The sequence below is a fragment of the Sphingomonas sp. Sph1(2015) genome (assembly GCF_001970915.1).
GTDB lineage: Bacteria > Pseudomonadota > Alphaproteobacteria > Sphingomonadales > Sphingomonadaceae > Sphingomonas > Sphingomonas parapaucimobilis.
In genome coordinates, this window is record NZ_MQUI01000075.1 from 1 (window position 1) to 10,148 (window position 10,148).

The following is a 10,148-nucleotide window of genomic DNA, read 5'->3' on the forward strand; positions in this document are numbered from 1 at the left end:
AACCGATGTCGGCGTCTCGCCAAAGATTGGGAGGCGTCCGTCGCCTCCGCCGAAGCCTGGCTCATCATCGCTTCCATCAGGCGCATGACACGCCGTATCGCAAAACTCGAATTATGAGTCGGGCTCTAAGGTTGCGGAGCAAATAGTAGCTATTGAGGACTTTGAAAATAAGCCATGGCTATACGGCGAGTGGCAGGTTCGCTTTCAGGCAATTATGGCTACAGCAGCGGCGACGCTTTATGAGTTAAAGCGGATTGATCCTCCACAGCCCGCAACACAGGTCCAACCAGCACAGACTGGCTGAGCCGTCAGGAACGAACTTGACTGCCAATTTTTGAATGAAAGGATTTCAAAACACCATCTCAATGGAAGCCGGCCTAGCTTAGCCGCTTAGCCGCTTAGCAGCTTAGCAGCTTAGCAGCTTAGCAGCTTAGCCGCATGGAATAGTGTCGGCGCGTCCCGCGTCCCGTGTAGGACCGCGCTCCATCTCCACTGCGCTTCGATCGAGCCGCCGATCGGCGGCTCATTCCTAGCAGGTGACGATCACTCGCGCGGCGCGCGCACGCGTCCTAACGACGCCAGCGAGCCTGTAACGTCGCTTTTATGAGGGAAGTGGGCATGACTCCCCCTCCCAGCAACGGCAATCAGCCGAGCTGTGGCTCGCTGCGCTGCGCCCGCACCATCCCGGCAGATGCCCGCTGTCCCCTCACCGCCCGCTGTTCGCCACGAGGCAGGGCCGATGGCTTTGGCCATCGCCCAAGAGCGATTTGCCAGGAGAGGATTATGGAACAGGACAATCGCGAGAGCTGACCGAACCGGATGGCGACCGGCATGGCCCACTGTTCGAGGCGCTGGATGCTCCCCTGCCCTCCCAAATGCGCGGCGCGATCGGCTTCATCAGTCGCGGTGCCAAGGGCGAGGCGATCGGCGCGTGCTGGACAATCGGTGCAGCGGCGACAGGCATTTCGGCACGCCGCTTTGCCCGTCATCGATCATGGGCCGATGCGTCACCATTTGCTCAAGACGCCGAATGGGCGACGGTGGCTAAGCGACTAATTGGCTTTACTACTAAGCGGCTAAGCGGCATAAGTCGCTTAGCCGCTTAGTGGGAGTAGCAGTCATGCAGGTATGGGCCGTGATCGCGCAGAAGGGCGGTCAATCCAAGACGACCCTCTCTACCGGCTTCGCCGTCGAGGCAGCGCGCGAGGGGGCGTCCGTCGTGATCCTCGATGCTGACGATCGGCAAGGGTCGGCGCTCTACTGGTCGGAACGTCGCGACATGGACGACGTGATGGTGAAGGACAGCAGCGTCGCCGGCCTGCCGCTCCACGTCTCGCGCGGGCGAAGCAGCGGTAAGATCGACCTCATCATCATCGACACGCCGGCGAACTCGAAAGACATCGCCATGCTCGCGGCCGAGCAGGCGGATTTCGTCATCATCCCTGTCGCGCCGCGCGGGCTAGACGTTCATTCGGTGTTGCAGACCGTGAAGCAGGTCCAGCAGGCGGGCACGCCATTCGCGGTCATCCTGACCCAAGTGCCACACCAGGGCGGGGAGGGTCAGGAGGCTCACGCCGGTTTTGCGGCAAAGGGCGTGACGCTGTTCGACAGCCGCCTCCATTTCCGCAAGGACTATTACAAGGCGACGCCCCTTGGTCGGACAGCGACTGAGACGGAGCCGGACAGCAAAGCGGCAGCAGAACTGCGAAGCGCCTATGAAGAGGCTAAGCGACTAAGCGGCTATGCGACTAAGCAAGTAAGCGAGATGGCATGATGGCAAGAAAACCTTCCGCGCTGGCCGGCATCTTCGATGACCAGCCCGAAGAACGGGCACCGGCGCCCGCCGTCGAGCCTGTCCCCATGCCTCAGCAGTCTGCACCCGCACGTCGACCGCGTCGTGACGCCGGCACGCCGACGTCGGCAGCGCCGGCCAAGCGCAGCAGCCATCCCGGCAAGAAGCCGGTGCTGATCCATATTCCCGAAGACATGCACCGTGCGTTGCGTCAACTCAGCGTCGAGGAGGGCGGGGAACCGCTTACCGTCATCACCGAACGCCTGCTCCGCCAGTATCTGGTCAAGCGGGGGCACACCAGGTTCGCGCCATGAGCAAGCGGCGCAATCCCAACCCCGAGTTTGACCTGTTCATCCCTGCGCTGGGCGACCTACCGCTCCGCGACCAACGCGAGGTCATGGAGCGACCATTCTTCTCGCTTCAGAAGCGCAAACGATTGAAGCCGATCGAGTATAAAAGCCTGGATGGCGAGGCATGGGTGCGCGTCCAGGCGATCCCCGACTATGGCATGGCGACGATCTGGGACGCCGATATCCTGATTTGGGCGGCGTCCACGCTGAACCGCATGAAGCAGCAGGGCTTGAACGACCTGCCGCGTACGCTGACGACGACGCCTTACGACCTGTTGCGGGCAATCAAGCGCAGCACCGGGGGCAGGGACTATCAGGAGCTGCAAGCCGCGCTGCTCCGGCTTCAGACCACATCCATCACGACGTCGATCCGGGCGACGAAGCGCAGGCAGAAGGCGGGCTTCAACTGGCTTGATAGCTGGACGTTCGATACCGACGCCGACACCGAACAGCCGCGTGGGATGACGCTGACCCTATCCGACTGGGTTTACGAGGGCATCGTCAACGAGAAGTCGCTGCTGACTATGCACCCCGACTATTTCCTCCTGTCTGGGGGGCTAGAGCGGGCGCTGTATCGCATCGCGCGCAAGCATGTCGGCTCGCAGCAGGGTGGGTGGTTGTGCCGGGTCGAGGTGTTGCGCGACAAGACCGGCAGCGACGCCCAGCCCAAGGAGTTTAACCGGATGCTCCGGCGCGTGATCGAGGCCGATCAGCTCCCCGACTATGCGATGGAGCTGGCGGAGACGACCGACAGGAGTCCGGCCGTCCAGTTCAGACGCCGCGGTGAGGCCGAGGCGCTGGCGCTGACAGAGAAGATGCGGGCGGAGGAGGAGCGGCGTGCGCGCTTTGACGCCGATCGCCGGCGCACCGCGGAGGTGGATGCCCGGATGGACCAGCTCGCCGGGCGACGCTGACTATCGGGGTTTCACCCACCGCTGACCCGACTATCGGGGTTTTACCCACCCGGCACAGTCTTGCAGCAGTCGCTGGCACGCCGCTTCCGATGGCAAACAACCCCTCAGCCCATGGATAACCGATCCGAGTACGCGGTTTCCGGGGCGTCTGACTCGGGGTTTCACCCACCATTACTTCGGGGTTTTACCCACCGCACTATCGGGGTTTCACCCACCGAATCACGGGGTTTCGCCCACCAGGCATTCCCGTAGGCTACTGAAAATGCGAGAAAGATTCCGGTTTTTGGACCCCTTAACCTTCTTAACAATTCCTATTTAACAGAATCACTTAACCCCACAGCATGGATCAAAGAGGCGAAAAGGAGATTCGGAGCGGAATTGCCCAAGAGCAATGCGCTTTTGTTACGTGCCGGCTATTCGCCGTCACAGAAGCGGCCTAACGGCCGCAGGCTTCCGGGAGAAGCCAAGCCGATCCCGCGGTGTGTATGTGTCGGCGTCACGCTCATTGAAAGGGTAGGGCAGGGAGATACCCCGAACCGATCGTCGGTTTCATCGGTGTGTGCGATCGCGCTGGATCGTAGAGGCCAGCGAACTCGCGTTCGGCATCGTAACAGATGTTCGCGACGTTAATCGGGTGGGGGGTATCGCCGGCAGATGCGCCTGGGCAGGCCTCGATGGGCGTTCCTGAGCTGTGATTACGAGCAGTTTTGAGAGAGAAGCTCGCCGAGCAATGCCACCGGATCGACCCCAATCGCCAAGGCGACCGCCACATATTCATCCACGCTCAACTGGCGCTCGCCGGTTTCGTAACGCGATACATAGGCCTGCTGCCATCCGAGCCGCTTCGCGAGGTCGACCTGACGAAGCATGGCGTCCCGCCGTGCCACGGTCAGCGCAGCGACGATGCGGGCGTGCAGGTCTGATGGAACAGAGAAGGCGGGCACCCAGAAGCATTTAGACCGGCTTGAGGGATATGCGGAAAGCGTATATCGTCCAGGCTTCCGATCGGGAGTGCTGACATGAGACTGTTCGAGCGCATCGCTACCTGGTTCGAAGACTGGACGCTCCCGGACCGTCTGGGGATCGGCAACCACGGCACGGACATCAATCCGGCGACCGGATTGCCGACCATCGCGGGAACGGGGACCCCCGACGTCGCCGGCAATCCCTACGGTTCTACCCGGTCGCACGATTACGAGTCCGACTGGCAGCGCCACGATCGCTGGGACAGCGGTGCTCATGACCATTTCCAGCATCACGACAGCTGGTCGGCCAGCAGCCATGATCCCTGGCGTGACTGAGCGCGTCCCGGTGGCTGACCGGCTGATCGCACGATGGGAGGTGAGCCAGCTGAACGTCGTCCCTTATGCGATCAGCGTCGTGGTCTTCCTGCCGATGCTGATCGTGACGATCGGTATCGCCAAGGCGATCGGCGCCAGACCGGTCGTCGCCGGACGGGGTATGCTCGTCCTCTGGGTGGCCCTGTTCGTGACCGAGATGGGGCGAGGGCTCTGGACCTTGCGGCATCGCTACGCCTCGCCGCGCTGGCTGCGCGCGGTTCATGCCGCGGTCGGTGACGACCTCGCCGTTCACGCGCTCGCTGAGCTGATGCGCCAGCATCGGTACGAACCCGATTACGTCCTTCTGAGATCCGACATGACCAGCGCGGTCCAGCAGGAGCGCGCCAGGCGCAAGGACGTGGCCCAACGTGGCAAAGGGATCCGGGTGATGGAGGCACCGGACCCTACCTCTGGTTTGGAGGCGGAAGCCAGCGATCCCCGGATTGCCGAAGAGCGACGCGCCCAAGCGCGCGAGCGTCGTGCCGCTGAGAAGATTCTGGCAGCGGCAGCGCCGGTGGCAGGCGATATGTTCCGGATCCCGCGCTGAACCCGCTGGCGTACCGCCGAGTAGGCGGTCCGGGTAGAATGATAGTTCGCTTGCTGGCCGGCTGACACGCCGGCCCGGATGCCCCGCTGGAAGCCGGAATGAATACCGAAGCACCACGGCATCGATACCACAGCGTCCGGATCGCGCAGTGAAGGAGCACACACCACGCTATGGATAGCGGCCGTGTTCAGAGAATAAGATCGTGATTTATCATTGATGTAGCAGGATATCGGCCGTGCTGCGGGTTTCGCGAAAGCTACCTCGTGACGTGCTACAAGGGTGCTACAGCGCTACGGTGGCCGTGATCCACCGGCTGCGCAGCGACATGAGGGTCGCAAGCAACCGACCCGTGCGCTGCTTCCCCTGGGAGCACAGGCTCATCTCTCGTCGGGCGTCATGGACAAGGCCGGTGTGCCAGCAGCAGCCGATGTCGAGCCCGGATGCTCGCGTCTGCTTCCGTGCGGTCAGGACCTGCCGGACGGCCGTGCGCGGAAGCGGCGCGGGTCGAAGAACCAGATCAGCATGACCGCGCTGGTGACAGCTGCGGCGATCCAGCAGGCAGCCGCGAGGGCAGGGGCATAGCCCAGCAGACGGGCCGCCAGACCTGCCAGCAGCAGTCCAGTGCACAGCGCTGCCAGTCGGCGCACGACCGGCCAGTTGCGCCGCTTGAACCCGACCCGCCGCGTCTCGGCCGTCCAGGCCGCCAGCTGTTCATCTCTGGATCTGCCCATCTCAGTCCCCCAGCGACAAGGCGAGCAGCGTACCGCGCAGCTGCTTGCGGTTGGCAGCACCCGCGTCCGCTCCTCCGTCGTATATCACGCGCGCGAGCGCTTGGCTGCGTTCGTCAGGCAGCTTCAGCCCTACGTCCCTGCAGACGGCGTCCACGTCGGCGCGCAGGCGATCGAGCCTGTCCCAGTCGACCGGGCCGTAGTAGCTTCGAGGAATGGTATCCTCGCCCAGGATCACCCATTCGGGATCGACATCGTAGTCGCGCCGGAGCTTCGCCATCAGAACCACCGGCGGCTCGGCCCCGCCCAGCTCCCAGCTGTGGATCGGCGTGGAAAAGGGACCCCGTTAGCGGGGTGATCGGCGTCGAAAAGGGACCCCTCATCCTGGTGTTCTAGGCTGTTCGCTTGGCGGTGTGTCAGGCGGCGAGATCGGGATGCTGGTATTGGAGACGGTGTTGAGGATCCGGCGCGAGCACGCGTCGGGCAAGGCCATCAAGGCGATAGCGCGGGACCTGCACCTGTCGCGCAAGGTGGTGCGCAAGGCGATCCGGGCGCCGGAAGCGGACATGGGTTATCGGCGAGAGGTGCAGCCGCTGCCGAAGCTGGGGCCGTTTCAGGCGCGACTGGATGCGTTGCTGGAGGAAGATGAGGCACGGCCGCGGCGCGAGAAGCTGCGCCTCACGCGCATCCACGACCTGCTGCTACGCGAGGGGTTCGATGGCTCGTACGACGCGGTTCGCCGTTATGCGGCGCGCTGGCGGCAGGCGCAGCGTCGCGACGTGATGAATGCGCCGGCGTTCATCCCGCTGCTGTTCCGGCCGGGCGAGGCTTACCAGTTCGACTGGAGCCACGAGGACGTCGAGATCTCGGGCAAGCCGATGCGCGTGAAGGTCGCGCATGTCCGGCTGTGCGCGTCGCGGGCAATGTATGTGCGGGCCTATCCCCGCGAGACACAGGAGATGCTGTTCGACGCGCATGCACGGGCGTTTGCTTTCTTCGGAGGCGTGCCGACGCGCGGCATCTACGACAACATGAAGACGGCGGTGACGAGCGTGTTCACCGGCAAGGAGCGGGTCTTCAACCGTCGCTTCCTGGTCATGGCCAACCATTACATGGTCGAGCCGACCGCCTGCTCGCCGGCGTCGGGCTGGGAGAAAGGTCAGGTCGAGAACCAGGTGCAGACCGCACGCGGTCGCTTCTTCCAGCCGCGCCTGCGATTTACCGGCCTCGAGGAGTTGAACGGCTGGCTGGAGGCGGAGTGTCGGCGCTGGGCAGAGTTGCACCAGCATCCCGAGCAGAAGGAGCTGACAGTCGCCCAGGCATGGGCAGCAGAACGGGCGGTGCTCCAGCCTGTTGTCGCACCCTTCGACGGCTTCCACGAGAGCGAGCATGCGGTAAGCGGCACATGCCTCATCAGCTTCGACCGCAACCGCTATTCCGTTTCTGCCAGGGTGGTGCGACGTGCCGTCCAGGTCCGCGCCTATGCCGACCGCATCGTCGTGCGCTGCGACGGTGAAGTCGTCGCCGACCATCCCCGGTTCTTCGGCCGCGACCGGACCATCTACGACCCGTGGCACTATCTGCCGGTGCTGGTGACCAAGCCGGGTGCCCTGCGCAACGGCGCACCGTTCCAGGGCTGGGAGTTGCCGCCTGCGCTGGCACGACTGCGGCGCAAGCTTGGCACCGGCGACGATGCCGACCGGCGGTTCGTGCGGGTGCTGGCAGCGGTGCTCGACGACGGGCTGGAGGCGGTAGAAGTGGCCGTGCGCGAAGCATTGCTGGCCGGCGTCGCCAGCGACGACGTCATCGTCAACATCCTGGCCCGCCGGCGCGAACCGCCGCGACCGCTGACTATTGTCACGCCAGAAGATCTGGCGCTGCGCCATCCGCCCCGTGCCGACTGCAACCGCTATGACAGCCTGCGAGGTCTCCATGCAGCGGCATGAGATGATGACGGCCATGACCGAGTTGGGGCTGAAGGGCATGGCTGGCGCTTTCGACGAGGCGGTCACTACCGGTCTCCAGCGCAAGCGCACGACCATGGAGGTCCTGACCGACCTGCTGCGTGCCGAGGCGACGCACCGCCATGCAGCCTCGGTCCGTTACCGGATGTCGGCCGCCAGGTTACCCGCGGTGAAGGACCTCGACGCCTTCGTCTTCGGCGACACTCCCATCAACGAGGGACTGGTGCGCTCGCTATACAGCGGCTCGTTTCTTCCGGGCCAACGCAACGTCGTGCTGGTCGGTGGAACGGGTACCGGCAAGACGCATCTCGCCACCGCCATCACTGCCAATGTGGTACGAGCCGGCGCCCGCGGACGCTACTTCAACACAGTGGACCTGGTGAACCGGCTCGAGGAGGAAACGCGCCTTGGCAAGGCCGGCACGCTGGCGGCCCAGCTTTCGCGCCTCGATCTCGTGGTGCTCGACGAGCTTGGCTACCTGCCGTTTGCACGCTCGGGCGGTCAACTGCTCTTCCACCTCGTCAGCAAGCTCTACGAGAAGACCTCGGTCATCGTCACCACCAACCTGGCCTTTGGTGAGTGGCCGACCGTCTTTGGCGACCCCAAGATGACCACCGCGCTGCTCGACCGCATTACCCACCATTGCGACATCGTCGAAACCGGCAACGACAGCTGGCGCTTCAAACATCGAAGCTGAAGCCTGGGGCACCGGCAGAGAACGCTTCGTGCTGGTTGCGCCTCCGGTCGGGCTACGCCCGCCCTACGCCGCAACCAGCACGAACAGTGCGCCCGTCATACCCGTTACGCTGCTCGACGAAGGGGGTCCCTTTTGCACGCCGATAGGGGGTCCTTTTTGGACGCCGATTGACATGGGAAAGCTCAGGCTCAGCTTAGGCCGGTCGCGGTTCATGGAGCGGCAGGTGCCTTTACCGCATCAAGGACGACAAGCGTCCGGTAGGTCGATACCGCATCGTTGTCGGCGAATAAGGAACGTGCGAGCACTTCATAGCTCGCCATGTCCGGCACGCTGACAATCAGGACGAACCCGCCATTGCCAGTGACGTAATAGCATTGCTGTACTTCGACGGTCTGGCGGAACAGCGCCTTGATTGGTTCGACCAGCTCGGAGCGATCATTTACGAGATGAACTTCGACCACGATGGCGATCCGAGGTCCTTCAAGCGTCGGCGAAACAATCGCCACGTTAGCGATGATCGTGCCATTAGCTTCCATTGCGGCGATGCGCCGCTGCACTGCGGCCGGCGAGAGGTTCACCCGCTCGGCAATCGTTCTTTGAGGCGTGCGATTGTCACGCCGAAGGATGTCGAGGATCGCCCGATCGAAGCGGTCGAGTGGATTAGTCCGATAATTTGTCTCGCTCATCAAGCCCCCCGTGAGTGGATGTCTCGTGCGGTAAGCCGAAGTTAAGCGCTCGCCTCACCCAAATGAGACTATAACCCACAAGATGATTGATGCAGCACCCGCCACCTCCAATCGTCCGTCTGCCCCAATGATCGGCGCAAGCGCCGTCTTGGTGTCCTTGGTCGCGCAGAATGTTGGCGCTGCCTTTGCCAAGCACCTGTTCCCGCTGGTCGGCGCTTACGGCACCACAGGCCTGCGCATCGCTCTGGCGGCGTTGCTGCTTTTTGCACTGCGGCGACCGTGGCGGAGGCGGCCCTCTCGCGCCATGCTGTCGGCGCTCATTGCCTATGGGGCGATGCTCGGGTCGATGAACCTGCTGATCTATCAGGCCTTCGCTCGCCTCCCCATTGGCATCGCGACCGGAATCGAGGTGCTTGGACCGCTGATGGTGGTGCTCTGCGGGTCACGATCGCGGCGAGACATTGTCTGGTTCGTCGCGGCGGTGATCGGCCTTGTGCTGCTGTTGCCGCTTCGCTCGGGCGCGGCGCTCGATCCGATTGGATTGGTTTTTGCAGGCGGCGCGGCGACCTGCTGGGCGCTCTACATTGTTTATGGGAAGCGCGTTTCCGGCGCACTCGGTGGGGATGCGGTCGCTTGGGGAATGATAGTCGCAGCCGCCATTTCCGTGCCGATTGGCGCGGCAACGGCAGGCTCTGCCTTACTGGCACCGTTGGTCCTAGCTGTCGGTTTCGCCGTGGCGATCCTGTCGAGCGCCTTGCCCTACTCGCTGGAAATGGAGGCGATGCGCCGGTTGCCGTCCCACGTCTTCGGCATTCTGCTCAGCGCTGCACCAGCTGTTGCGGCGCTGGCCGGCTTTGTCGTTCTGGGGGAGGTGCTGACGCCACTTCAATGGTTCGCTATTCTGCTCATCATGGCAGCGTCTTCAGGCAGCGCGGTATCGGCCACCAAGCAACCCGCCCTGACCATCTAATGCGGCGAGCGGGAGGCCCCCGTGCCGTTCCCGATTGGGAACCCCAGCCAGGATCACAGAAGGTGAGGGAGGGCACTTCACCTCTCGGGCGGCACCATTTCCCAAAACCTGTTCCCGATTGCGCTTTCTCGAAATGGACACCTGGCGACGGGGTTATGGG

The 10,148-nt window shown here is 63.5% G+C and carries 12 protein-coding genes and 2 pseudogenes; 10 read left to right on the top strand and 4 right to left on the bottom strand.

The window, feature by feature from the left end:
- The 5 genes and pseudogenes from BSZ14_RS19495 to BSZ14_RS17965 all read left to right on the top strand — a co-directional run.
- A pseudogene (locus tag BSZ14_RS19495) lies at positions 1-117 on the top strand (IS5/IS1182 family transposase); the annotation flags it as partial.
- A 702-nt stretch (positions 118-819) separates the two neighbouring features.
- Positions 820-967 (top strand): annotated as a pseudogene (locus tag BSZ14_RS20370) (transcription elongation protein SprT); the annotation flags it as partial.
- A gap of 153 nt (positions 968-1,120) precedes the next feature.
- Positions 1,121-1,774: a ParA family protein gene (locus BSZ14_RS17955; protein WP_056434790.1), complete on the top strand. Its 654-nt coding sequence runs from the start codon at positions 1,121-1,123 to the stop codon at positions 1,772-1,774.
- The gene (locus BSZ14_RS17960; protein WP_056434797.1) at positions 1,774-2,106 is read left to right on the top strand and encodes a hypothetical protein; all 333 of its coding nucleotides are present in this window, start codon (positions 1,774-1,776) and stop codon (positions 2,104-2,106) included. The genes BSZ14_RS17955 and BSZ14_RS17960 overlap by 1 nt, the downstream gene beginning before the upstream one ends.
- The gene (locus tag BSZ14_RS17965; protein WP_056434791.1) at positions 2,103-3,056 is read left to right on the top strand and encodes a replication initiator protein A; all 954 of its coding nucleotides are present in this window, start codon (positions 2,103-2,105) and stop codon (positions 3,054-3,056) included. The genes BSZ14_RS17960 and BSZ14_RS17965 overlap by 4 nt, the downstream gene beginning before the upstream one ends.
- A gap of 695 nt (positions 3,057-3,751) precedes the next feature.
- On the opposite strand, the gene BSZ14_RS19900 is transcribed toward BSZ14_RS17965, so the two are convergent.
- On the bottom strand, positions 3,752-4,000 hold the full coding sequence (locus tag BSZ14_RS19900) for a helix-turn-helix domain-containing protein (RefSeq protein WP_076711956.1): 249 nt from the start codon (positions 3,998-4,000) through the stop codon (positions 3,752-3,754).
- Positions 4,001-4,075: 75 nt separating this feature from the next.
- Between BSZ14_RS19900 and BSZ14_RS19905 the strand changes: the two genes are divergently transcribed.
- On the top strand, positions 4,076-4,357 hold the full coding sequence (locus BSZ14_RS19905) for a hypothetical protein (RefSeq protein WP_056434792.1): 282 nt from the start codon (positions 4,076-4,078) through the stop codon (positions 4,355-4,357).
- Positions 4,350-4,943, top strand: coding sequence for a hypothetical protein (locus BSZ14_RS17980; protein WP_139330524.1), 594 nt, complete (start codon positions 4,350-4,352; stop codon positions 4,941-4,943). The genes BSZ14_RS19905 and BSZ14_RS17980 overlap by 8 nt, the downstream gene beginning before the upstream one ends.
- 464 nt (positions 4,944-5,407) lie before the next feature.
- Here the strand turns inward: BSZ14_RS17980 and BSZ14_RS17985 are convergent, their stop codons facing one another.
- Positions 5,408-5,674 carry a hypothetical protein gene (locus BSZ14_RS17985; protein ID WP_056434794.1) on the bottom strand — a complete coding sequence of 89 codons (267 nt, stop codon included), beginning with the start codon at positions 5,672-5,674 and terminating at the stop codon, positions 5,408-5,410.
- Position 5,675: 1 nt separating this feature from the next.
- A complete protein-coding gene (locus tag BSZ14_RS17990) occupies positions 5,676-5,951 on the bottom strand; it encodes a hypothetical protein (RefSeq protein WP_139330526.1) in 276 nt (91 codons plus the stop codon).
- Positions 5,952-6,105: 154 nt separating this feature from the next.
- Here BSZ14_RS17990 and istA point away from each other — a divergent pair, with 154 nt between their 5' ends.
- Positions 6,106-7,617, top strand: coding sequence for an IS21 family transposase (gene istA / locus BSZ14_RS17995; RefSeq protein ID WP_078462179.1), 1,512 nt, complete (start codon positions 6,106-6,108; stop codon positions 7,615-7,617).
- On the top strand, positions 7,604-8,332 hold the full coding sequence (gene istB, locus BSZ14_RS18000) for an IS21-like element helper ATPase IstB (RefSeq protein WP_076711958.1): 729 nt from the start codon (positions 7,604-7,606) through the stop codon (positions 8,330-8,332). The genes istA and istB overlap by 14 nt, the downstream gene beginning before the upstream one ends.
- A gap of 209 nt (positions 8,333-8,541) precedes the next feature.
- Here the strand turns inward: istB and BSZ14_RS18005 are convergent, their stop codons facing one another.
- Positions 8,542-9,018, bottom strand: a complete 477-nt coding sequence (locus BSZ14_RS18005; RefSeq protein ID WP_010408833.1) for an Lrp/AsnC family transcriptional regulator — start codon at positions 9,016-9,018, stop codon at positions 8,542-8,544.
- A gap of 82 nt (positions 9,019-9,100) precedes the next feature.
- On the opposite strand from BSZ14_RS18005, the gene BSZ14_RS18010 reads away from it, so the two are divergent.
- Positions 9,101-9,988 (top strand): EamA family transporter, encoded by an 888-nt coding sequence (locus BSZ14_RS18010; RefSeq protein ID WP_050811005.1) that lies wholly within the window; start codon positions 9,101-9,103, stop codon positions 9,986-9,988.
- The last annotated feature ends 160 nt before the right edge of the window (positions 9,989-10,148 follow it).